The 20,464-nt window shown below is 65.3% G+C and carries 26 protein-coding genes and 1 riboswitch; of the genes, 9 read left to right on the top strand and 17 right to left on the bottom strand.

Annotated elements, in window-relative coordinates; translation table 11 throughout:
• Nucleotides 1–265: 265 nt before the first annotated feature.
• The 13 genes from ACSVIK_RS24950 to nrdR all read right to left on the bottom strand — a co-directional run bounded on the left by ACSVIK_RS24950 (nt 266) and on the right by nrdR (nt 10,256).
• Nucleotides 266–1,060, bottom strand: a complete 795-nt coding sequence (locus ACSVIK_RS24950) for a cobalamin-binding protein (RefSeq protein WP_442446827.1) — start codon at nt 1,058–1,060, stop codon at nt 266–268.
• Entirely contained in the window at nt 1,060–1,473 is a 414-nt protein-coding gene (locus ACSVIK_RS24945) for an MFS transporter (RefSeq protein ID WP_442446826.1), read from the bottom strand. Before ACSVIK_RS24945 ends, ACSVIK_RS24950 begins: the two co-directional genes overlap by 1 nt.
• Nucleotides 1,470–2,090, bottom strand: a complete 621-nt coding sequence (ribA, locus tag ACSVIK_RS24940) for a GTP cyclohydrolase II (RefSeq protein ID WP_442446825.1) — start codon at nt 2,088–2,090, stop codon at nt 1,470–1,472. The genes ACSVIK_RS24945 and ribA overlap by 4 nt, the downstream gene beginning before the upstream one ends.
• A gap of 103 nt (nt 2,091–2,193) precedes the next feature.
• Nucleotides 2,194–2,835 carry a retropepsin-like aspartic protease family protein gene (locus ACSVIK_RS24935; protein WP_442446824.1) on the bottom strand — a complete coding sequence of 214 codons (642 nt, stop codon included), beginning with the start codon at nt 2,833–2,835 and terminating at the stop codon, nt 2,194–2,196.
• 17 nt (nt 2,836–2,852) lie between these two features.
• The gene (locus tag ACSVIK_RS24930; protein WP_442446823.1) at nt 2,853–3,575 is read right to left on the bottom strand and encodes a substrate-binding periplasmic protein; all 723 of its coding nucleotides are present in this window, start codon (nt 3,573–3,575) and stop codon (nt 2,853–2,855) included.
• 3 nt (nt 3,576–3,578) lie between these two features.
• On the bottom strand, nt 3,579–4,106 hold the full coding sequence (locus ACSVIK_RS24925; protein ID WP_268181221.1) for a phosphatidylglycerophosphatase A family protein: 528 nt from the start codon (nt 4,104–4,106) through the stop codon (nt 3,579–3,581).
• A gap of 15 nt (nt 4,107–4,121) precedes the next feature.
• The gene (thiL, locus tag ACSVIK_RS24920; protein ID WP_442446822.1) at nt 4,122–5,075 is read right to left on the bottom strand and encodes a thiamine-phosphate kinase; all 954 of its coding nucleotides are present in this window, start codon (nt 5,073–5,075) and stop codon (nt 4,122–4,124) included.
• A gap of 30 nt (nt 5,076–5,105) precedes the next feature.
• A complete protein-coding gene (gene nusB, locus ACSVIK_RS24915; RefSeq protein ID WP_442446821.1) occupies nt 5,106–5,585 on the bottom strand; it encodes a transcription antitermination factor NusB in 480 nt (159 codons plus the stop codon).
• The gene (gene ribH, locus ACSVIK_RS24910) at nt 5,582–6,058 is read right to left on the bottom strand and encodes a 6,7-dimethyl-8-ribityllumazine synthase (RefSeq protein WP_074858119.1); all 477 of its coding nucleotides are present in this window, start codon (nt 6,056–6,058) and stop codon (nt 5,582–5,584) included. The genes nusB and ribH overlap by 4 nt, the downstream gene beginning before the upstream one ends.
• 300 nt (nt 6,059–6,358) lie before the next feature.
• On the bottom strand, nt 6,359–7,438 hold the full coding sequence (gene ribBA / locus ACSVIK_RS24905; protein ID WP_442446820.1) for a bifunctional 3,4-dihydroxy-2-butanone-4-phosphate synthase/GTP cyclohydrolase II: 1,080 nt from the start codon (nt 7,436–7,438) through the stop codon (nt 6,359–6,361).
• Between the two features lie 12 nt (nt 7,439–7,450).
• Nucleotides 7,451–8,113 (bottom strand): riboflavin synthase, encoded by a 663-nt coding sequence (locus ACSVIK_RS24900; protein ID WP_017675583.1) that lies wholly within the window; start codon nt 8,111–8,113, stop codon nt 7,451–7,453.
• A gap of 123 nt (nt 8,114–8,236) precedes the next feature.
• Nucleotides 8,237–8,391: riboswitch (FMN riboswitch) on the bottom strand.
• 285 nt (nt 8,392–8,676) lie between these two features.
• Nucleotides 8,677–9,792 carry a bifunctional diaminohydroxyphosphoribosylaminopyrimidine deaminase/5-amino-6-(5-phosphoribosylamino)uracil reductase RibD gene (gene ribD / locus ACSVIK_RS24895; RefSeq protein WP_442446819.1) on the bottom strand — a complete coding sequence of 372 codons (1,116 nt, stop codon included), beginning with the start codon at nt 9,790–9,792 and terminating at the stop codon, nt 8,677–8,679.
• Complete coding sequence (gene nrdR / locus ACSVIK_RS24890) at nt 9,789–10,256, bottom strand: transcriptional regulator NrdR (protein WP_442446829.1); 468 nt, start codon at nt 10,254–10,256, stop codon at nt 9,789–9,791. The genes ribD and nrdR overlap by 4 nt, the downstream gene beginning before the upstream one ends.
• Nucleotides 10,257–10,562: 306 nt before the next feature.
• Here nrdR and ACSVIK_RS24885 point away from each other — a divergent pair, with 306 nt between their 5' ends.
• From ACSVIK_RS24885 to trxA, 3 genes are all read left to right on the top strand, one after another.
• Nucleotides 10,563–10,985: a YbaY family lipoprotein gene (locus ACSVIK_RS24885; RefSeq protein WP_442446818.1), complete on the top strand. Its 423-nt coding sequence runs from the start codon at nt 10,563–10,565 to the stop codon at nt 10,983–10,985.
• On the top strand, nt 10,982–11,641 hold the full coding sequence (locus ACSVIK_RS24880; protein ID WP_442446817.1) for a class I SAM-dependent methyltransferase: 660 nt from the start codon (nt 10,982–10,984) through the stop codon (nt 11,639–11,641). Before ACSVIK_RS24885 ends, ACSVIK_RS24880 begins: the two co-directional genes overlap by 4 nt.
• Before the next feature lie 116 nt (nt 11,642–11,757).
• On the top strand, nt 11,758–12,630 hold the full coding sequence (trxA, locus tag ACSVIK_RS24875) for a thioredoxin (RefSeq protein ID WP_442446816.1): 873 nt from the start codon (nt 11,758–11,760) through the stop codon (nt 12,628–12,630).
• A gap of 72 nt (nt 12,631–12,702) precedes the next feature.
• On the opposite strand, the gene ACSVIK_RS24870 is transcribed toward trxA, so the two are convergent.
• Complete coding sequence (locus ACSVIK_RS24870) at nt 12,703–13,053, bottom strand: hypothetical protein (protein WP_442446828.1); 351 nt, start codon at nt 13,051–13,053, stop codon at nt 12,703–12,705.
• 124 nt (nt 13,054–13,177) lie between these two features.
• On the opposite strand from ACSVIK_RS24870, the gene ACSVIK_RS24865 reads away from it, so the two are divergent.
• The 5 genes from ACSVIK_RS24865 to ACSVIK_RS24845 all read left to right on the top strand — a co-directional run bounded on the left by ACSVIK_RS24865 (nt 13,178) and on the right by ACSVIK_RS24845 (nt 17,283).
• Nucleotides 13,178–13,771: a DUF2796 domain-containing protein gene (locus ACSVIK_RS24865; RefSeq protein ID WP_442446815.1), complete on the top strand. Its 594-nt coding sequence runs from the start codon at nt 13,178–13,180 to the stop codon at nt 13,769–13,771.
• A gap of 132 nt (nt 13,772–13,903) precedes the next feature.
• Nucleotides 13,904–14,611, top strand: a complete 708-nt coding sequence (locus tag ACSVIK_RS24860; protein ID WP_442446814.1) for an ABC transporter ATP-binding protein — start codon at nt 13,904–13,906, stop codon at nt 14,609–14,611.
• A gap of 1 nt (nt 14,612) precedes the next feature.
• Nucleotides 14,613–15,878: an ABC transporter permease gene (locus ACSVIK_RS24855; RefSeq protein ID WP_442446813.1), complete on the top strand. Its 1,266-nt coding sequence runs from the start codon at nt 14,613–14,615 to the stop codon at nt 15,876–15,878.
• A gap of 57 nt (nt 15,879–15,935) precedes the next feature.
• On the top strand, nt 15,936–16,457 hold the full coding sequence (locus ACSVIK_RS24850; protein WP_442446812.1) for a DUF3299 domain-containing protein: 522 nt from the start codon (nt 15,936–15,938) through the stop codon (nt 16,455–16,457).
• Nucleotides 16,458–16,590: 133 nt separating this feature from the next.
• Nucleotides 16,591–17,283, top strand: coding sequence for an OmpW/AlkL family protein (locus ACSVIK_RS24845; protein ID WP_442446811.1), 693 nt, complete (start codon nt 16,591–16,593; stop codon nt 17,281–17,283).
• A gap of 66 nt (nt 17,284–17,349) precedes the next feature.
• Here ACSVIK_RS24845 and ACSVIK_RS24840 read toward each other — a convergent pair whose 3' ends face one another.
• The 3 genes from ACSVIK_RS24840 to ACSVIK_RS24830 form a co-directional block, all read right to left on the bottom strand.
• Complete coding sequence (locus ACSVIK_RS24840; protein ID WP_442446810.1) at nt 17,350–18,273, bottom strand: NAD-dependent epimerase/dehydratase family protein; 924 nt, start codon at nt 18,271–18,273, stop codon at nt 17,350–17,352.
• Nucleotides 18,266–19,150: a sugar nucleotide-binding protein gene (locus ACSVIK_RS24835; protein WP_442446809.1), complete on the bottom strand. Its 885-nt coding sequence runs from the start codon at nt 19,148–19,150 to the stop codon at nt 18,266–18,268. Before ACSVIK_RS24835 ends, ACSVIK_RS24840 begins: the two co-directional genes overlap by 8 nt.
• Nucleotides 19,151–19,235: 85 nt before the next feature.
• The gene (locus ACSVIK_RS24830; RefSeq protein ID WP_442446808.1) at nt 19,236–19,649 is read right to left on the bottom strand and encodes a winged helix-turn-helix transcriptional regulator; all 414 of its coding nucleotides are present in this window, start codon (nt 19,647–19,649) and stop codon (nt 19,236–19,238) included.
• Between the two features lie 103 nt (nt 19,650–19,752).
• Here ACSVIK_RS24830 and gstA point away from each other — a divergent pair, with 103 nt between their 5' ends.
• Nucleotides 19,753–20,358, top strand: a complete 606-nt coding sequence (gene gstA / locus ACSVIK_RS24825; protein ID WP_442446807.1) for a glutathione transferase GstA — start codon at nt 19,753–19,755, stop codon at nt 20,356–20,358.
• Nucleotides 20,359–20,464: the final 106 nt, after the last annotated feature.

Here is a 20,464-nt window from a genome sequence, read left to right as displayed (position 1 = left end):
GGGGTGCGTTTCTTTTGCTTACTTTTCTTTGCGCTGGGCGGCAATCCGAGTTCAAAGAAAAGTGAGTCGCCCGAGGGAGCGAAACCCGGAATATCTGAAAACACCCGAAGCGGAGTCCAGAACACCCACGCAAGCCAACAAGATCAAATAAACTTGCCAGTCCGGTATCAAACCAGACCCTGCAGAACTACTTCTTAACGCAACTCCACAAGGATGCCCCCATGGGCGAGGCTCCAGCCGCGAGCCGTCGCTGGCCTGAACAAACTCAACGCGCCACAGCAAGCCGCTCACACAACGCCTCGATAGCCCCGAGCATCTGCCCGCTCGGCCGTTCCAGGCCCTTGTCCGGCACCGCCCAGACCTGCCCCAGACGCACGGCATGGATCTGCGGCCAGGCCTGCCAGGCACTCAGTTCGGCGTTGCTGCCGCCGAGGATCACATCGGGATCTCGCGCCAGCACCGCCTCCACACTGACTTGCGGTGCCGGCTGCGGCAGATCGTCGAACAGGTTGCGCGCACCACACACCGTCAATGCCTCACCGATCAACTGGTTGCCACCAATGGTGTACAACGGCTGGTGCCAAACCTGATAGAACACGCCGAGCGGACGCTCGCGTCGATAACGTGCACGCAGCTCGGCCAGCCCCTGACGCAACGTGGCGGCCAGCCGCTGGCCCTGCTCGGGGCGACCGATGCGCTCGGCGATGGCGGTGAAGGCGCCGCCCAGTTGCGCCAGCGTTCGCGGCTCGACCGCCAGGATCGGGATGCCGAAGTCCTGCAACTGCGCCTGCTGCGCGGGCGGCACGCTCCCCGGTGCAATCAGGATCAGGTCGGGAGCAAGCTGCAGCAGGCGCTCGAACTCGAGCTGACCGTAACGGCCAACCCTTGGCAGATGCTTCAGCGCAGCCGGTTGGTCATCGCCCTCGAGCACACCGACCAGCAGATCGGCGGCATCCAGTTCCAGCATGATTTCGCTGAGCGAGGGCGCCAGGCTGATTACCCGCTCGGCGGCTTGCAACGGCAGCGCCAGCAGGCACAGAACCAGCAGCAGTGCGCGCATCAGCCCAGTTGGCGAGGGATACGATAAAGCAGATGGATGACGACGCTGGAGAAAGTCAGCAGCACCAGCGGCACCGCCTCCAGTCCCGCCAGCACCGCCAGGGCGGCGATCCAGGCCGGCAGCGCCGCACCCAGCAGGGCACGCAGGCGTACGCGGTCGAGCTGCAACCAGGCGGCCGGCTCCTCAGCGCTGTCCAGAGCCTTGTCAGTAGCGATCAGGGCCTGCTTGTAAGCCTTGAACAGCGGCAGGCTGACGAACATCGAGGCAATGCCGGCGACGAACAGCGGCATGGCCAACAGTGCAGGGCCACCACCGCCGAACAAGGCATTGAAAACGATCACCGGCAGCACCGCCACAGCCAGTTGCCGCCACCAGGCCAGCGCCAGGCGCCGCTTGACCTGGGCGCGGGTCACAGGACTTCCTCGGCCTCGCCTTGATGCAGGTTGCCGAGCATGTGCCCGAGCTTGCCAGCCTTGGTGGCGAGGTACTTGCGGTTGTGCGGGTTCTGCCCCACCTGCAAGGGCCGGCGTTCGGCCACGCGCAGGCCGAAGCCCTCCATCGCCTTGACCTTGCGCGGGTTGTTGGTCATCAGCTTGAGGCTCTTGATGCCCAGGTGTTCGAGCATCGGCGGACAGATGGCGTAATCGCGCATATCAGCACCGAAACCGAGGCGCTCGTTGGCCTCGACGGTATCGGCGCCACCATCCTGCAGCTCATAGGCGCGGATCTTGTTCAGCAGGCCGATGCCACGGCCCTCCTGGCGCAGGTACAGGAGCACGCCACGGCCCTCCTCGGAGATCGCCTGCAACGCCGCTTCGAGCTGTGCTCCGCAGTCGCAGCGCAGGCTGAACAGGGCATCGCCGGTCAGGCATTCGGAATGCAGCCGGCCCAGCACCGGCTCGCCATCGGCCACATCGCCGAAGGTCAGGGCAACATGCTCCTTGCCGGTGGCCTCATCGAGAAAACCGTGCATGGTGAACACACCGAAGGGCGTAGGCAGTTGGGAGGCGGCGACGAACAGAACGGACACCGAATGCTCCTGGCAATGAATACGAAACAGGGCCGGCATTGTAGCAGCAGGCCAGCGTGGCGGGTCAGTCGGAATTACCGATCATCAGCATCGAAACGGCACATCACAGGCGGGACTCGAGCACCAGCATGCCTTGCTCCTCGCGCCAGCCGACACGGTTGAGAAAACTCATACCCAGCAGCGCCTCGGTGGGTGAGCCGCCCTCCAGCACCACCGCGTCCACGCCCAGCACTTCGATATCGCCCACCTTCACCCGGCCCAGCGTCACCTGCCAGCCACGGCTGATGCCACTGGCAGTATTGACCTGCAGCGGCCGGCCGTTGGCACGGAAGTCGATGCCCAGGCGCCGTGCCTGGCCTTCGTTGAGCGCCACCGAGGTAGCGCCGGTATCGACCAGGAACGGCAGGTTATGGCCGTTGACCGAACCCGTGATCCAGTAGTGGCCACCCGGCCCCTTGGCGATGCTCAGGCGCTTCTTCTGCGGCTCGACGTAGCCACCGCTGTATTCGCGGCTGAGCGGGTAGAGATGTTCGACACCATCGACACGCAAGACCGCACCCTGTTTGTCGACCCGCACCACCACCACGCCGCCCGGCCCGGTCTGACCTTCGCGAACCAGTTTGCGCTGGCCATCGACAGTGATCACCGCCGCCCCCGGAAACAGACCGACGACCTGCACCTGAGAGGCCGCACACACAATCGAGGCGCCCAGCAGCGACAGGGCAAGGATGGCACGACGCAGCATGAGGGCAGCCTCCTGATTCAGAACGGATAGGGTTGTTGCCAACGCTTGAAGATCGGCCGCAGCTCGCCGCTGGCCACCAGTTGTTCCATGCGCTGATCGAAGATCCCGGCCAGTTGGCGCCCTTTCGGGCTGGCGACGAAACCGAGGAACAAGGGAATGTCCACCAACTTGGTCATGCGGTAACGATCACGCTGTTCGGCCTCGCCGAGCACATCCTCGACCTCGGTGACCGAGTCGATGTACAGATCCGCATTGCCGAGATCCAGCATGCGCAGGATACCGCCGCGGCGCTGCACTTCCCGGTACTCACGCACATTGGGCAGAAATTCCTGGAATCCGTAGCCATGCATCCAGGCCAGACGATAGCTGCCGAGGGTGTCCAGGCTCGGTGCCGGCGTGCTGCTGAGCCCCAGAGCGACGATATGGTCATCGTCATAGTGCCACTTGGGGTAGATCACGCCCTCGTCGATCTCGTCGCGGTAGGCACCGACCCAGGCATCGGCCTCGCCGCGCTGCACCAGGCCGATCGAACGGGTATAAGGCTCGCTCTGAATACGCAGGCGCACCCCGGCGGGCTCGAAGACCTTGCGCAGCACGTCCCAGGCCAGGCCGCTGCCATCGGCATTGCTGTAATCACGCCAGGCTTCGCTGACGATATGAATCTCGCTTGCCCGCTCGTTCGCTTCCAGCAGCGGCGCGAAGCCGAGCAACAACAGCAGGATCAGCCAGGCACGCCTCATGACCTAGAGCCCCAGGATCGAACCATAGCGAGCCCAGCTCCATACCAGGCCCTGCATCGCCAGCCAGGCGAACACGCCGGCGATCACATCATCGAGCATGATGCCGACCCCGCCATGCACGTGCCGATCGATCCAGCGAATCGGCCAGGGTTTGACGATGTCGAACAGGCGGAACATGAGAAAGCCCAGCAGCAGCCAGACCCAGCCCTCGGGCACCAGCCACAGGGTGATCCACATGCCGACCATCTCGTCCCAGACGATGCCCTCGTGGTCGTGCACGCGCAGGTCGTCGGCCACCTTGCCGCACAGCCAGAAGCCGAACAGCATGGTCACCCCGAGCATCAGCCAGTAGCCCCAGTCCGGCAGCATCTGCCACAGCGGCACGAACGGCAGCGCCACCAGCGAGCCCCAGGTGCCCGGTGCCTTGGGCAGGGTGCCGGAGCCGAAGCCGAAGGCGATGAAGTGCCAGGGATTGCGCCATACCGAAGGCGGTACGTACTCGGCGGGAACCTGGTTGGGGTGATCGGTCACACGCGCTCCAGTCTTTCAGAAATGTTGATAGCCGCCGTGCGGCGCTTCGATGGCCTGCCCCGCCGCGTCCAGCAGGTGCACACCTCGCCCGGGCAGCACCTGACCGATCATACGCACTTCGGGCCAATCGGCCTGAACCGCAGACAACCGCTCAGGCGGCAAGGTAAAGGCTAGCCGGTAATCGTCACCACCGGACAAGGCGCAGGATAATGCGCGTTCATGACCGATCAGGGCGCACAGGGCGGCAGACAGCGGGATACGGGCTGCCTCGATCTGCAAGGCGACGCCGGAGGCCTCGGCAATATGCCCACAGTCGGCCAGCAGGCCGTCGGAGATATCCAGGGCAGCCGTCGCCTGGCCACGCAATGCCTGGCCCAGCGCCAATTGCGGCATGGGCGACCAGTAACGCGCCAGCAAGGGCTCGCTGATCTCAGCCGCCGCCGCGCGCTGGCCCAGCACCAGCGGCAAGGCGCCAGCGGCATCGCCCAACTCACCACCGACGCAGAGCAGATCGCCCACTCGCGCGCCTGAACGCGTCAGCGCCTGCCCGGCCGGAACACGGCCGAACACGGTCAGGGTCATGCTCAACGGGCCACGGGTAGTGTCGCCGCCGACCAGCGCCAGCGTGCAGGCTGCGGCCATGCGCTGCAGCCCCTTGGCAAAGGCCTCCAGCCAGACGGCATCGGCCTGGTCGAGGGTCAGCGCCAGCGTGAAGGCCACGGGCGTCGCCCCCATGGCGGCCAGATCGCTGGCGGAGACCGCCAGGGCGCGCTGGCCCAGCAGGAAGGGATCGCAGACGGCGGGGAAATGCACCCCGGCGACCAGCGTATCGGTGGATACCGCCAACTGCTCGCCCGCCGGCACGGCCAGCAGCGCGCAGTCATCGCCGATGCCGCGCACGACGCCATCCCCGCCCTGCGCACAGGGCGCCGTGGCGAAGTAGCGCTGGATCAGCTCGAACTCACCCACGACCTATGCCTGCCGCCAGCAGCACCGGACTCAACGCTTGTTGGCGCCGACTTCAGCCGCGCGCAGCTTGGGTGCCAGCTTGTCCAGTACGCCATTGACGAACTTGTGCCCGTCGGTGGCGCCGAACACCTTGGCCAGCTCGATGCCCTCGTTGATCACCACCTTGTAGGGCACGTCGACGCGGTGCATCAGCTCGTAGGTGGACAGGCGCAGGATGGCCAGCTCGACCGGGTCCATGTCGTCCAGCGGGCGATCGAGGAAGGGCGCGAAGGCCGCGTCCAGCTCGGTCTTGTGCCGTGGCACGCCATGCAGGATCTCATGGAAGTAGGCGCCGTCGACCTTGCTGAAATCGTTGTCGACGCGGAACTGCGCTTCGATCTCGTTCAGCGGCTGACCGGCGATATGCCAGGAGTACAGGGCCTGCATGGCCAGGGTGCGGGCCTCGCGGCGGGCGAGAATCTTGCCGCTGGGGCCCTTCTTGGCCGGCTGGCCGTTGGCGGAGTTGCTCACTTGGCCTCCAACTGCGCCAGCAGGCTGACCATTTCCAGGGCGGACAGCGCCGCTTCGGCACCCTTGTTACCCGCCTTGGTACCGGAACGTTCGATGGCCTGCTCGATGGAGTCGACGGTCAACACGCCGAAGGCGACCGGCACACCGTATTCCATGGAAACCTGCGCCAGGCCCTTGGTGCACTCACCGGCCACGTACTCGAAGTGCGGAGTGCCGCCACGGATCACCGCACCGAGGGCGATGATGGCCGCGTATTCGCCACGCTGGGCGACCTTCTGGGTCACCAGCGGAATCTCGAAGGCACCCGGCGCGCGGATGATGGTGATGTCGCTTTCCTGCACGCCATGGCGCACCAGGGCGTCGATGGCGCCACTGACCAGGCTCTCGACGACGAAGCTGTTGAAACGGCCCACCACCAGGGCGTATTTGCCCTGCGGGGCGATGAAGGTACCTTCGATGGTCTTCAGGGTCATGACGGGTCTCACAAGGTTAAAGAGCCGGGGCGGTTTGGCCCCGAAAAATAAATTCATTCGGGCTACGTGCTTTGCTCCCCTCTCCCACTTGTGGGAGAGGGGCGGGGGGAGAGGGCATGCAGTGCACGTGAAAACACCCTCTCCCGCCCTTCGGGCACCATTTTCTCCCCTCTCCCACTTGTGGGAGAGGGGCGGGGGGAGAGGGCATGCGGTGCACGCCGAAACACCCTCTCCCGCCCTTCGGGCACCCTCTCCCGCAAGCGGGAGAGGGTCATCAGATGCGGCTCTTCGAGCCGCCTTTTAATCAGCCGGCAGGTATTCTACAACCTCGAGATCGAAGCCGGATATCGCGTTGAACTTCATCGGCGAACTCATCAGGCGCATCTTGCGCACGCCAAGGTCGCGCAGGATCTGCGAGCCGGCACCGACGGTGCTGTAGGTGGCCGGCGAGCTTGGCTGTTGACGGCCCAACAGCGATAGCAGCTCGGGGCCGGTCAGCGGGTTGCCGAGCAACAGCACCACGCCACTGCCGGCCTTGGCCACTTCGGCCATGGCCGCGCGCAGACTCCAGCGCCCCGGCAGGTTGACCAGGAACAGGTCGCGCAGTGGATCCATGTTGTGCACGCGCACCAGGGTCGGCTCATCGGCACAGATGCTGCCCAGGGTCAGCGCCATGTGCGCGGTGTCTTCCACGCCATCGCGGTAGGTCACCAGGTTGAACTGACCCAGTTCGGTATCCAGCGGCTGTTCGCTGATACGCTCGACGGTGCGCTCGTGGATCAAGCGGTAGTGGATCAGGTCGGCGATGGTGCCGATCTTGAGATTGTGCTGCTCAGCGAACTGCTCCAGCTCCGGGCGACGCGCCATGGTGCCGTCGTCGTTCATGATCTCGCAGATCACCCCACTGGGCTCGAAGCCGGCCATGCGCGCCAGGTCGCAGGCGGCCTCGGTGTGACCGGCACGGGCCAGCACACCGCCGGGCTGGGCCATCAGCGGGAAGATATGCCCGGGGCTGACGATATCCTCGGCCACCGCGTTACGCGCCACGGCCGCCTGCACGGTACGCGCGCGGTCGGCGGCGGAGATGCCGGTGGTCACGCCCTCGGCGGCCTCGATGGACACGGTGAACTTGGTGCCGAAACCGGAACCGTTACGCGGCGCCATCAGCGGCAGGTTGAGCAACTCGCAACGCTCGCGGGTCATCGGCATGCAGATCAGGCCACGGGCGAAGCGGGCCATGAAGTTGATGTGCTCGGCGGTGACGCATTCCGAGGCGATGATGATGTCGCCTTCGTTCTCGCGGTCTTCGTCATCCATGAGGATGACCATCTTGCCGGCGCGGATGTCTTCGATCAGTTCTTCAGCGGTGTTGAGCGCCATCGGGGCGTCTCCTCAATTCTTCAGGTAGCCGTGTTCGGCGAGAAAGCTTTCGGTGAGGCCCGAGGCCTTGGGCTCGGCGGCCTTGTCGCCGAGCAGCAGACGCTCCAGATAACGGGCCAGCAGGTCGACTTCGAGGTTGACCTTACGCCCGGCCTGGTAGTCGACCATGATGGTCTCGGCCAGGGTGTGCGGGACGATGGTCAGCTCGAACTCGGCGCCATCGACCGCGTTGACGGTCAGGCTGGTGCCATCGACGGTGATCGAGCCCTTGTGCGCGATGTACTTGGCCAGCTCGCGCGGCGCGCGCACCTTGAACTGCACGGCGCGGGCGTTATCGGCGCGCGAGACGATCTCGCCGACGCCATCGACATGGCCGCTGACCAGATGGCCGCCGAGGCGGCTGGTGGGCGTCAGGGCCTTTTCCAGGTTCACGGCGCTGCCGGGCTTGAGGTCGACGAAGGCGGTGCGCGCCAGGGTTTCGCGGCTGACGTCGGCCCAGAAGCCGTCGCCGGGCAGCTCGACGGCGGTCAGGCAAACGCCGTTGACGGCGATGCTGTCGCCGAGCTTGACGTCGCCCAGATCGAGCTTGCCGGTGGCCACGTAGACGCGCACGTCGCCGCCCTTCGGGGTCATGGCGCGGATGCTGCCGATGGCTTCGATTATGCCGGTGAACATGCGCCCTCCGAACCTCGCGTGAAGATGATGCACAGCATGGATGAACTCCTGTTTTGGTCAAAAACAGGGCAATGCCGATCGATAGGGATTTCACGGACGCGCAAGCAGCGCCCGAGGAGGGAATCCCGCTCTCTCTTTATCCGGACTATACCGTCGGCCCCGGAATCGCACCGGGTCTGCTGGACCTCGCCCGGCAGGAACCGTGGCGAGCGCTCGCGGGCTAGGTTCTGCGAACCATTACCGCCGGTGGGGAATCACACCCCGCCCTGAGAACGTTGCGGCCAAGCGAATGGCCGCGTGGCGTTTTACCATATTTATTGCCACGCCGCATGCGCCAGACAGCGGCCGTTTGCGGCGATGTCGCGTATGCCTGTGCGATTGTCGGATCCCACCCTGTAGGCACGAACGAGCGGCGTTCACTTCATTCGCGATTCTCGCAGCCGTAGGGTGCGCTGCGCGCACCAGGTTCAAGCACCGACGTGCCAGACCAGCGCCTATTCCCTTGGCCGCTCGGGTCGTTGCCGCTGAACAAAGGGTATTTGCAGCGGTGCGCATAGCGCACCCTACCTGGGCTTGGGCACCGCGGTGATCTGCCAGTCCTCGCCCACCGCGCGGATATCGAGAATCTGCAACTCCGGCGCCTCGGCCATGCGGTTGAGCGGCAGGTCGAGCAGCGGTCGGGCACTGGAGCCGAGCAACTTGGCCGCCATGAAGATACGGAACTCGTCCACCAGGCCGGCACGGGCGAAGGCGCCGGCCAGGCGTGGCCCGGCCTCCACCAGCACCTCGTTGGCACCACGGCCAGCCAGCTCACGCAGCAGCTTATGCAGATCCACATGGCCATTGCTGCCAGGCACGGCCAACAGCTCGTGGCCCTCGGCCAGGTAGCGGTCGCGCGCTGCCGCTGCCGCGCAGGTGGCCACGAGCGTCGGGCCGGCCTGGAAAAAAGCCTTGCTCAGCGGCACGCGCAGGCGACCGTCGAGCAACACCCGCAGCGGTGGGCGACGCTGCGCCAGGGCGGTCAGCTCGGCGCCAAGGCCCAGCTCATCCGGGCGCACGGTCAGCCGCGCATCATCGGCCAGCACCGTGTCGGCGCCGCTCAGCACCACGCTGGCCTGCGCGCGCAGGCGCTGCACCTCGGCCCGCGCTGCCGGCCCGGTGATCCACTGGCTTTCGCCACTGGCCATGGCGGTGCGGCCGTCCAGGCTCATGGCCAGCTTGACCCGCACCAACGGCAGGCCCTGCTCCATGCGCTTGATGAAACCGGCATTGAGGGCGCGCGCCTCGCTTTCCAGCACACCGCTGCTGACCTCGATGCCAGCCTCCCGCAGGCGCTGCAGACCATTGCCGGCCACCTGCGGGTTGGGATCCTGCATGGCCGCGACCACCCGGCCGACGCCCGCGGCGATCAGACCATCGGCGCAAGGTGGGGTGCGCCCATGGTGGCTGCAGGGTTCCAGGGTGACGTAGGCCGTGGCGCCACGCGCCTTGTCGCCGGCCTGGCGCAGCGCGTGCACCTCGGCATGCGGCTCGCCGGCACGGGCATGCCAGCCCTCGCCGATGATCTGCCCATCGCGCACGATGACGCAGCCGACACGCGGATTGGGATGGGTGGAATACAGACCTTTGCGCGCCAGCTTGAGGGCGCGCGCCATGTACAGGTGATCGTGTTCGCTCATCGGTTTTTCGACGGCTCGCGGGCCAGACGCTCGATCTCTTCACGGAACTCGTTGAGATCCTGGAAACGCCGATAGACCGAGGCGAAACGGATGTAAGCCACTTCATCGAGCTTGCTCAGCTCGGTCATCACCAGTTCACCGAGCACCAGCGACTTCACCTCGCGCTCGCCGGTGGCGCGCAGTTGCTGCTTGATGCGAGCAATGGCCTCCTCCAGACGTTCGACGCTCACCGGGCGTTTTTCCAGGGCACGCTGCATGCCGGCGCGCAGCTTCTCCTCGTCGAAGGGCTGGCGGCTGCCGTCCTGCTTGATCAGGCGCGGCATCACCAGTTCGGCGGTCTCGAAGGTGGTGAAACGCTCGCCACAGGCCACGCATTCGCGACGGCGGCGTACCTGATCGCCCTCGGCGACCAGGCGGGAATCGATGACTTTGGTGTCGTTGGCGGCGCAGAACGGACAATGCATGGAAAAATGCTGGCAGGTGGCGGCGAAGGCGCCATGGTAGCGCATAGCAGGCCGTTGAAAAACGTAGGCGACGACTGCATGGATGCAGGAGGTAGAGCGAAGCAGGAAGCCCGAGCCGAGGCAGCCAGTGCAATACCGATGGCGGCCCCACAAAAACAGCCGAGAAAGCGCAGTTTACGTGTTGTAAATGAGCATTTTGAGGCTGTTTTTAACGCAGCAATGGCAACGCAGGTAGTTTTTCAACAGCCTGCTAGAAGCGGCAAGACAAATTAAGCTATAGCCGCACACCCAAGAGCCGCAAACGCCATGATTCGATACCTGCCTGCACTTATTCTCATCCCCCTGCTCAGCGCCTGCTCCAGCGTCCCCGAGGCTCCACCAGCCGCCACAGTGACACCCGCCCCACAGACCACGCCTGCGCCACAGCCCGGCCTGCGTGGGCAACTGCTCGGTGTGGCCAGCGGCGCCGAGGTCGAACTGGCGCTGCTGGCCGTCGACCTGCGCGGCCGTCCACGGCAACTGCTGGGCCAGGTACGCCTGCGCGGCGATGGCGAGCCCCTGCCGTTCCACCTGCCGATTACCGAAGACGCCCCGGCCGGCGGCCAGCGCCTCGAGCTGCGTGGCCGCGTCAGCCAGTCCGGGCGCCTGGTACAGCGTCTGCCAGCGCGCACCATCGCCGAATTGAGCGATCAGGATCTCGGCGCCCTGCATCTGGTGCCCGCGCCATGAATGCCGCGCAGCCCCTGCAAAGTGCCTTGAACGAACTGCTTGGCGATGCCCGCCTGGTCGCCGAAAACCTGCCCGGCAGCGATATCGCCCTGTGGCTGATCGATGCCAGCAATATGGATCGCGCGTTCAGCCCCGAGGAAACCCGGCGCATCCTCGAGGAACCGCCCTACTGGTGCTTCTGCTGGGCCAGCGGCCTGGTGCTGGCGCGCTGGTTGGCCGAACGCCCCGAGTGGGTACGCGGCAAGCGTGTGCTGGATTTCGGTGCCGGCAGCGGCGTCGCCGCCATCGCCGCGGCCAGGGCGGGGGCCGCCGAGGTGGTGGCCTGCGACCTCGACCCGCTGGCGCTGGCCGCCTGCCGCGCCAATGCCGAACTGAACGAGGTGACCCTGAACTACTCGGCGGACTTCTTCGCCGAAGCCGATCGCTTCGACCTGATCCTGGTGGCCGATGTGCTCTACGACCGCGCCAACCTGCCGCTGCTGGATCATTTCCTCAGTCGCGGCCGCGAAGCGCTGGTGGCCGATTCGCGGGTCAAGGACTTCCGCCATCCTCTGTATCAGCGCCTGGCGCTGCTCGATGGCTGCACCTGGCCTGATCTGGCCGAGCCTGCGGAATTTCGCGAGGTCAGCCTGTATCATGCGCGACGCCCCACGTAGCCCGAAGGCAAGCCGGGAAACAGCAACCGACCATCCCCTGATTGCATCGGTGCCCCTTGTTTCACGTGCCGCCTGCCCGCATTAATAAGCCATTGCCCCGCTTTTCGAGACCGACCATGAGCGAATCCCCCTACATCTTCGATATCTCCGGCGCCGCCAACTTCGAGCAGCTCGTCATCGAGAACTCCTTCCACAAGCCGGTGCTGGTGGACTTCTGGGCCGAGTGGTGCGCGCCGTGCAAGGCGCTGATGCCGATGCTGGCGAAGATCACCGAGGAATACGCCGGCGAGCTGCTGCTGGCCAAGGTCAACTGCGATATCGAGCAGGACATCGTCATGCGCTTCGGCATTCGCAGCCTGCCCACCGTGGTGCTGTTCAAGGACGGCCAGCCGGTGGACGGTTTCGCCGGCGCCCAGCCGGAAGCAGCAATCCGCGAGATGCTCAAGCCCCATGTCGCCGAGCCGGCCCCGGCTGCTGCCGACCCGATGGAGGCAGCTCAGGCGCTGTTCGCCGAAGGTCGTTTCGCCGAGACCGAAGCGCTGCTCAAGCAGGTACTGAGCGAGGACAACGAGAATGGCGCGGCGCTGATTCTTTACGCCCGCTGCCTGGCCGAGCGCGGTGAGCTGGGCGAGGCCGAAGTGGTGCTCGACGCCGTGAAGGGCGACGAACACAAGCAGGCACTGGCCGGCGCTAAAGCGCAACTGACCTTCCTGCGCCAGGCCGCCGACCTGCCGGAAGTCGCCACCCTCAAAAGCCGCCTGGCACAGGACGCCGGCGACGACGAGGCGGTGTACCAGCTCGCCGTGCAGCAACTGGCGCGCCAGCAGTACGAACCCGCGCTGGACGCCCTGCTCAAACTGTTCGTGCGTAACCGCAGCTACCAGGACGGCCTGCCGCACAAGACCCTGCTGCAGGTCTTCGACCTGCTCGGCAACGACCACCCCCTGGTCACCGCCTACCGCCGCAAGCTGTATCAGGCGATCTATTAGGAGCAGCTACAAGCGGCAAGCCTCAAGCTGCAAGCAAAGCCAGGAGCGGTGCTCTTTCTTGCAGCTTGCAGCTTATAGCTGCCCTTGCCAGTGATAGATCGGCGCATCCTCACCCGTTTCCATGCGAATCTGTTCGCAATGGCGCAAGCGCACCAGCAGGCGTTTGCCAGCAGCGTCGCCGCCTGCCAGGGCGGCCAGTTGTGTCAGCAGCTTCGGGCCTTCGATCTGGCCGGCGTCGCGCACCAGTTGCAGCGCCGTCTGCCATAAGCCATCACCTGCAACTGCCGGCGTTGCCGCAGTGGACGGCACCGGCTCCACGGAAGCGCCTTGCAGTGCCTGCGCCAGTTGCGCCCAGTCCTCGCGCTCCAGCTCCAGCGTCAGGTCGACGGGCCAGTCGCCTATGCGTCCGCGTATTCGCATGATCATCTCCTCCCAGGGTGGCGCGCATGCTCCCACGAGCTGAACGAAGCGCCAAGTCGCACTGGTCAGCCGCACAAGAAAGTTGTTATAACGTAACACCTTATTTCACCCTGCTACGGAGCCGTCCATGCGCCGCTTACTGCTCGCCCTCCCCTTCGCCCTGCTGCCCCTGGCTGTCGCTCAGGCCCATGACGACCATGACCATGAACACGGAAGCCTCGGCGCCCACGAGCATGGCGTGGCCAGCCTCAACGTGGCCCTCGACGGTCAGACCCTGGAACTGCAGGTCGACAGCCCGGCGATGAACTTCGTCGGCTTCGAGCATGCGGCCAAGAGCGATGCCGACAAAGCCAAGGTCGCCGCTGTCAAGGCCGAGCTGGAAAAACCCATCGAGCTGTTCGGCCTGGCTGCCGGTGCGTGCCAGGTGACCAAGCAGGAGTTGGAAAGCCCGCTGTTCGGCGGTCACGAGCATCATCACGACGATGACGCCGACGAACACGAACATGAGCACGCCGACGAGCACGAGCACGAGCACGAGCACAGCGACATCGAAGCCAGCTATCAGCTCTCCTGCAAGCAGGTCGACGCTCTCGAGCAACTGGATCTGAGCGAGCTGTTCAAGCGCTTCCCCGCCACGCACAAGGTCAACGTGCAACTGATCGGCCGCAGTGGCCAGCAAGGTGCCGAACTCACCGCCGCGCAGCCGCGTCTGAGCTTCTGATACCCTGCCCGGGCCTGCCATGCGCGGGCCTGGATCCTGTCGGCGGCCCAGCGCCGGATAACGCCCGTGCATCGCACGGGCGCAGTCTGTCAGCCGCATGCAGCACCACCCAAGACGCCCAACGAGTGTGCAATGAGTTCAGCCCTGATCGAACTGTCCGACCTCGGTTTCGCCTGGCCTGGCCAGCCCGAGTTGCTCGACATCCCCAGCTTCACCCTCGCACGCGGTGAAACCCTGTTCCTCAAAGGCCCCAGTGGTAGCGGCAAGACCACCCTGCTGGGCCTGCTCGGCGGAGTGCAGAAGGCCCAGCGCGGCCATATCCGCCTGCTCGGCCAGAACCTGGCGGCGCTCTCGGCCAGCGCCCGTGATCGCTTTCGCGTCGACCACACCGGCTACATCTTCCAGCAGTTCAACCTGCTGCCCTTTCTCTCCGTGCGCGAAAATGTCGAGCTGCCCTGCCGCTTCTCACGCCTGCGCGCGCAGCGTGCAGCACAGCGCCATGGCAGCGTCGATATGGCCGCAGCCGGCCTGCTCGAACACCTGGGCCTGCGTGCCGATTTGCTCGAACGCCGCGCCGACAGCCTGTCCATCGGCCAGCAGCAGCGCGTCGCCGCCGCCCGCGCGCTGATCGGCCAGCCGGAACTGGTGATCGCCGACGAGCCTACCTCGGCGCTGGATGCCGACGCCCGCGAGGCCTTCCTGCAACTGCTGTTCGCCGAATGCCGCGGCGCCGGCGCCAGCCTGCTGTTCGTCAGCCATGACCAGAGCCTGGCCCCCCTGTTCGACCGCAGCCTGTCGCTGGCCGAACTCAACCGCGCCGCCAAGCCTGTCGAGGTCTGAGATGCACCTTTTGCGTATCGCCCTGGCCAGCCTGGCCAACCGCCGTTTCACCGCCCTGCTCACGGTGTTCGCCATCGCCCTGTCGGTCTGCCTGCTGCTGGCCGTGGAGCGCGTGCGCACCGAAGCGCGCGCCAGCTTCGCCAATACCATCAGCGGCACCGACCTGATCGTCGGCGCCCGTTCCGGCAGCGTGAACCTGCTGCTGTATTCGGTGTTTCGCATCGGCAACGCCACCAACAACATCCGCTGGGACAGCTTCGAGCATTTCGCCAACCACCGTCAGGTGAAGTGGGCCATTCCCATCTCCCTCGGTGACTCGCACCGTGGCTACCGGGTGATGGGCACCAGCAGCGCCTACTTCGAGCACTACCGCTACGCCCGCAGCCAGGCACTGAAGCTGGCCGAGGGTCGGCCGTTCGCCGATGATCCATTCGAGGTGGTGCTCGGCGCCGAAGTGGCCAGCGCATTGGGTTACCACCTGGGGCAGAAGATCGTCCTGGCTCATGGCGTGTCCACCATCAGCCTGGTGCAGCACGACGACAAGCCGTTCACCGTGGTCGGCATCCTCGAACGCACCGGCACGCCGGTGGATCGCACCCTGCACATCTCGCTCGCGGGCATGGAGGCGCTGCACATCGACTGGAAGAACGGCATGCCGGCCCGTGGCGATGCGCGTATCAGCGCCGACCAGGCTCGCGCCATGGATCTGCAACCCAAGCAGATCACCGCCTTCATGCTGGGCCTGAAGAGCAAGATCGCCACCTTCAGCCTGCAACGGGAGATCAACGAATTCCGTGGCGAGCCGCTGCTGGCGATCCTTCCCGGCGTGGCCCTGCAGGAGCTGTGGAGCCTGATGGGCACGGCCGAGCAGGCGCTGTTCGTGGTGTCGCTGTTCGTCGTGCTCACCGGCCTGATCGGCATGCTCACGGCGATTCTCACCAGCCTCAACGAACGCCGCCGAGAAATGGCCATCCTCCGCTCGGTGGGCGCGCGCCCCTGGCATATCGCCAGCCTGCTGGTACTGGAAGCCTTCGCCCTGGCCCTGGCCGGCGTGGCCTTCGGCCTGGCGCTGCTGTACCTGGGCATCGCCGGGGCGCAGGGCTACGTGCAGGCCAATTACGGCCTCTACCTGGCGCTGAGCGCGCCAACAAGCTACGAGTGGACGCTACTCGGCGGCATCCTGCTGGCAGCGCTGCTGATGGGCAGCGTGCCGGCCTGGCGCGCCTACCGGCAGTCGCTGGCCGACGGTTTGTCGATCCGTCTGTAAGGCAAGGATGGAGCGCCTCGCGTAGACTGCGCAGGCGCTCCTTCAATGAGGTATTCCATGTCCCGCCGCCTGCTCGCCACCCTGCTGCTGACGCTGTGCCTGCCGCTGTCCGCCGCCGAGGTGCGCGAACTCAACTGGTCCGACCTGATTCCGCCAGATGCCCCACCACAGAAGGTCGACCCGACGCCCATCCACGACCTCTCGCAACTGGCCGACACCCTGTCCGAGGCTGGCCCGGCAGCCACTCAGCAGTCGCCCGCCGCGCCGGTGGTCAAGGCACTGGATGGCCAGCACATCAAGCTGCCTGGCTATATCGTGCCGCTGGACGTGACCGACGAAGGTCGCGTTACCGAATTCCTCCTGGTGCCCTACTTCGGCGCCTGCATCCACGTACCGCCACCGCCGTCCAACCAGATCGTGCATGTCACCAGCGAACTGGGGGTGATGCTCGATGCGCTGTACCAACCCTTCTGGGTCGAAGGCCAGATGAAGGTGGAACACATGAGCAGCGAACTGGCCGAGGTCGGCTACCAGATGGAAGCGGACAAGATCTACGTCTACGAGTTACCCGATAGCTGAAGGCCCGCTTGTACGGCGATTGACAAAAGGTCGCACCTGCCCGCGCTCATCTATTGAGCCAGGTCAAAAAGCGAATCGTTGCGTGGCTTAGCATTGAATCCAGCCAAGACACTCGACTCGACTGGAGTTCGCTATGTACAAGTCACTGTTCACCGCCTCACTGCTCGCCCTCGCCGTTGCCGCTCCCGTAGCTCAGGCTCACCAGGCCGGCGACATCCTCATCCGTGCCGGCGCCATCACCGTCAACCCGGACGCCGACTCCTCCAGCGTCAAGGTCGACCGCGGCGGCCTGGCTGGCACCAACCTGGGCGGCAAGGCGACCCTGAGCAATGACACCCAGCTCGGTCTGAACTTCGCCTACATGGTCACCGACCACCTGGGCGTCGAACTGCTGGCCGCCACGCCGTTCGAGCACGACGTGAAGATCAAGGGCACCATCCTCGATGCCGCCAACGGCAAGCTGGGTACCCTCAAGCACCTGCCGCCGACCCTGAGCCTGGTGTACTACCCGCTCGATGCCAAGTCGGCCTTCCAGCCGTATCTGGGCGCCGGCATCAACTACACCTGGATTTTCGACGAGCATGTCGGCAGCGAGGCAACCGCCAACGGCTTCGACAACTTCCGCGCCAAGAACTCCTGGGGCCTGGCCTGGCAGGTCGGCGCCGACTACATGCTGACCGACAACCTGCTGATCAACGCCCAGGTGCGCTACATCGACATCGACACCACCGCCTATGTCGACAACACCGCCCTCGGCGTGCGCGCCAAGGTGGACGTGGATGTCGATCCGTATGTCTATATGGTTGGCCTGGGCTACAAATTCTAAGCCCTCTGCAAACGAAAGAAGCCGGCTGATGCCGGCTTCTTGCATTCTGGGCTCACTGAGCCGGATTCACATACCGAGCAGACGTGCCAGGCCTTCGCGCAGCGGCGTTTGCGCCGGCAGCCGGTACTGCCTGCTCAACCGGGCGATATCGGCCCGCGAATGGCGGATGTCACCGGCACGCGGCGCCAGGTGGCTCACCGGCGGCAAGCCACCGTAGAGCGCGCCGATCTCGGCCAGCAACTGGTTGAGGCTGACCGCCTGACTCCAGCCAACGTTCACTGGCAGCGGCTCGACCTGCTCATCGGTCAGCGCCTGCAACAACAGCGCGACCAGGTCACCGACATAGAAGAAATCGCGGGTCTGCTCGCCATCGCCGAACACGCTGATGGGCAGGCCCTGCTGCGCACGCTGGGTGAAGATGCTGATGACGCCGGAATAGGGCGAGGACGGATCCTGGCGTGGCCCGAAGATATTGAAGAAACGAAAGATCGCCGGTTCCAGGCCATGCTGGCGACGATAGAAGTCCAGATATTGCTCGCTGGCCAGCTTGTCCGAGGCGTAGGGCGTCAGGGGTGCCTTGGCGGTTTCTTCATCGATGGCCACGCCTTCACCGTTGTTGCCATACACCGCCGCGCTGGAGGCGAACAGCACACGCCGCACCCCCTGCTGACGCATGGCCTCGCAGACGTTCAGGGTGCCGATGAAGTTGCTCTGGTGCGTGGCCACCGGGTCGTCCACCGACGCCTGCACCGAAGCCACGGCAGCCAGGTGGGCCACCGCGCTGCAACCGGCCAGCGCCTCGGCCACCTGACGGGCATCGGCCACGTCGCCTTCGATGAAGCGCAAGCGCGGGTTGTCCAGCGGCAGATTATCGCGCTTGCCCATGGACAGGTTGTCCAGCACGCGCACGTCATGACCGGCTGCCAGCAAGGCGTCGACCAGATGCGAGCCGATGAAGCCGGCGCCGCCGGTTACGAGAATTTCAGCCATGGCGGTAATAACGATCCAGCAAGGTCGGCAAACCGGCACGCCAGGCGCGCGGCTTGATGCCGAAGGTATGGAAAATCTTCTTGCACGCCAGCACCGCATGCTGCGGTTCGTCGGCGGCATCCGGGCGCGCGGCATGCGCCTGCGGCGTCACCTCCTCGACCAGATTGCTGCGGTAATGCCGCGCCTCGCTCAGCACCGCCTGGCCCAGGCTCAGCGCCGTGCTCGCTTCGTGCCCACCGTAGTGGTAGGTGCCCCACAAGGGGGATTCGCAGTCGAGCTGCTTGAGCACCGCCAGGGTGACCCGCGCCGCGTCGTCCACCGGGGTCGGGTTGCCACGGCGGTCATCGGCCAGGCAGAGCATCTCGTCACGCTCGGCGCGCTGCAGAAAACGCCCAAGCCGGCCATCGCGGCTGTCGTCGAGCAACCAGCCGAAGCGCAGCAGCACATGCCGTGGGCAGATCGCCCGCACGCTCTGCTCCAGGCGCCACATGGCCTGGCCACGCAGCCCCAGGGGCAGCGGCTCTTCCTTCTCACCGTAGGCGGTGATCCGCGAGCCATCGAAGACCCTATAGCTGGAGGGCTGCAGCAACATGATGTCATGGTGCTGACACAGCTCGGCCAGGCGTTCCACCGCCAGTTCCTGGGTCTGCAGGCGCGCCTCGGCCACCGACTCGGCCTGAAACCAGTCGAAGTAATAGGCCAGATTGACCAGTGCATCCGGGCGGGTATCGTCGAGCAGCTCGGTGAGGTTGGCGGCGTTCCAGCCACCTTCCGGCGGGCGTGGCGCCAGGAAGCCGATATCTTCCTCGGCACCGAGACGGATCAGCGCTTGCCCCAGGGCGCTACCGCCGCCCAGTAGCATCAGGCGCATACGCATGGTGGTAGGGGTGACTCCAGAATTGTGCTGCCGGCCGGTATGGCGGCGATGATGGTCGATATTTTGCTGGTTTTACCCGGTGTCGTCACCCTGCAATCGCGGGTTGCATTGGTTCCTCGCCTGGTTCACAGGCCTGGTCGAAGGCCTGCTGCGCACGGGCGATCTCGCTGACGTTGCACTCCACCCAGTGGTCGATGGCGCGGATCGGCTCGCTGAGCGAATGCCCCAGCGGCGTCAGCGAGTATTCCACCCGAGGCGGCACCTGCGCGTAGGCCTGACGAGTGACCAGGCCGAAACGCTCGAGCCGGCGAAGCGTCTGGATCAGCATCTTTTCCGAAATCCCCTCGACCCGCCGACGCAACTCGGCGGTGCGCAAGGTACCGCCGTGCGCCAGGGCATGAATCAGCAGCAGCGACCACTTGTCGGCAATCACCGCGAGAATATGGCGTGCAGGGCAAACCCCGCTGAATACATTGCCGAGGCGGACGTCATCGGGCATCGAAGCGACTCCAATACTTACCAAAAAGTAGGTACTTGCCTAAAGGAAAGCGAAGAGTAAGCTCTTTCGCGGTAATCCTCCACCCATGCACAAGGAATCCTCCATGAAGCTGTACTACAAGGCTGGCGCCTGCTCGCTCTCGCCGCATATCGCCCTGCGCGAAGCCGGCATCGAATTCGAGATCGAAGCCGTCGACCTGCAGACCAAGCGCACCGCCTCGGGCGCCGACTTCACCCAGATCAACGGCAAGGGCTATATCCCCGCCCTGGTACTGGACAACGGCAAGGTACTGACCGAAGGCGCGGCCATCGTGCAATACATCGCCGACCTCAAGCCCGAGAGTGGCCTGGCCCCGGCCAATGGCAGCGAGGCGCGCTACGAACTGCAGAGCTGGCTGAGCTTCATCTCCAGCGAACTGCACAAACCGCTCGCCAGCATGTTCAACCCGGCACAGAGCCAGGACTGGAAGGCCGCCGCACAGGCACTGCTGAGCAAGCGCCTCGACTGGCTGGCCGGCGAACTCGGCGAGCGTGAATTCCTGCTTGGGGATGGCTTCACCGTCGCCGACGGCTACCTGTTCACCGTGCTGGGCTGGGCCGGCATGGTCGGCTTCTCCCTCGACCGCTGGCCGAGCCTGCAAGCACACAGCGCTCGCATTGGCGCTCGCCCCAAGGTGATCGAAGCGCTGAAGGCCGAAGGCCTGATCTGAGGCCAGAAAGAAAAACCCCGAGACTGGCTCGTAATGCTGTTCATTTAAGCGGAGCAGCTTTCCGATCTACTGGGTAGCGGGTCTTTGAAATCTTCACCGTCCTGGG

The sequence above is a fragment of the Pseudomonas sp. NCHU5216 genome (assembly GCF_052156495.1).
Taxonomy (GTDB): domain Bacteria; phylum Pseudomonadota; class Gammaproteobacteria; order Pseudomonadales; family Pseudomonadaceae; genus Aquipseudomonas.
This window is presented reverse-complemented; position numbering and strand designations above follow the sequence as displayed.

Bases quoted from the DNA above. Each gene is read 5' to 3' on its own strand.
- ACSVIK_RS24950 (WP_442446827.1), bottom strand. From the start codon at position 1,060: ATGCGCGCACTGCTGCTGGTTCTGTGCCTGCTGGCGCTGCCGTTGCAA.
- ACSVIK_RS24935 (WP_442446824.1), bottom strand. From the start codon at position 2,835: ATGCTGCGTCGTGCCATCCTTGCCCTGTCGCTGCTGGGCGCCTCGATT.
- ACSVIK_RS24930 (WP_442446823.1), bottom strand. From the start codon at position 3,575: ATGAGGCGTGCCTGGCTGATCCTGCTGTTGTTGCTCGGCTTCGCGCCG.
- ribH (WP_074858119.1), bottom strand. From the start codon at position 6,058: ATGACCCTGAAGACCATCGAAGGTACCTTCATCGCCCCGCAGGGCAAA.
- ribBA (WP_442446820.1), bottom strand. From the start codon at position 7,438: ATGGCGCTCAACACCGCTGAAGAACTGATCGAAGACATCCGCGCCGGC.
- ACSVIK_RS24900 (WP_017675583.1), bottom strand. From the start codon at position 8,113: ATGTTCACCGGCATAATCGAAGCCATCGGCAGCATCCGCGCCATGACC.
- ribD (WP_442446819.1), bottom strand. From the start codon at position 9,792: ATGAGCGAACACGATCACCTGTACATGGCGCGCGCCCTCAAGCTGGCG.
- nrdR (WP_442446829.1), bottom strand. From the start codon at position 10,256: ATGCATTGTCCGTTCTGCGCCGCCAACGACACCAAAGTCATCGATTCC.
- ACSVIK_RS24885 (WP_442446818.1), top strand. From the start codon at position 10,563: ATGATTCGATACCTGCCTGCACTTATTCTCATCCCCCTGCTCAGCGCC.
- ACSVIK_RS24880 (WP_442446817.1), top strand. From the start codon at position 10,982: ATGAATGCCGCGCAGCCCCTGCAAAGTGCCTTGAACGAACTGCTTGGC.
- trxA (WP_442446816.1), top strand. From the start codon at position 11,758: ATGAGCGAATCCCCCTACATCTTCGATATCTCCGGCGCCGCCAACTTC.
- ACSVIK_RS24865 (WP_442446815.1), top strand. From the start codon at position 13,178: ATGCGCCGCTTACTGCTCGCCCTCCCCTTCGCCCTGCTGCCCCTGGCT.
- ACSVIK_RS24860 (WP_442446814.1), top strand. From the start codon at position 13,904: ATGAGTTCAGCCCTGATCGAACTGTCCGACCTCGGTTTCGCCTGGCCT.
- ACSVIK_RS24855 (WP_442446813.1), top strand. From the start codon at position 14,613: ATGCACCTTTTGCGTATCGCCCTGGCCAGCCTGGCCAACCGCCGTTTC.
- ACSVIK_RS24850 (WP_442446812.1), top strand. From the start codon at position 15,936: ATGTCCCGCCGCCTGCTCGCCACCCTGCTGCTGACGCTGTGCCTGCCG.
- ACSVIK_RS24845 (WP_442446811.1), top strand. From the start codon at position 16,591: ATGTACAAGTCACTGTTCACCGCCTCACTGCTCGCCCTCGCCGTTGCC.
- ACSVIK_RS24840 (WP_442446810.1), bottom strand. From the start codon at position 18,273: ATGGCTGAAATTCTCGTAACCGGCGGCGCCGGCTTCATCGGCTCGCAT.
- ACSVIK_RS24835 (WP_442446809.1), bottom strand. From the start codon at position 19,150: ATGCGTATGCGCCTGATGCTACTGGGCGGCGGTAGCGCCCTGGGGCAA.
- ACSVIK_RS24830 (WP_442446808.1), bottom strand. From the start codon at position 19,649: ATGCCCGATGACGTCCGCCTCGGCAATGTATTCAGCGGGGTTTGCCCT.
- gstA (WP_442446807.1), top strand. From the start codon at position 19,753: ATGAAGCTGTACTACAAGGCTGGCGCCTGCTCGCTCTCGCCGCATATC.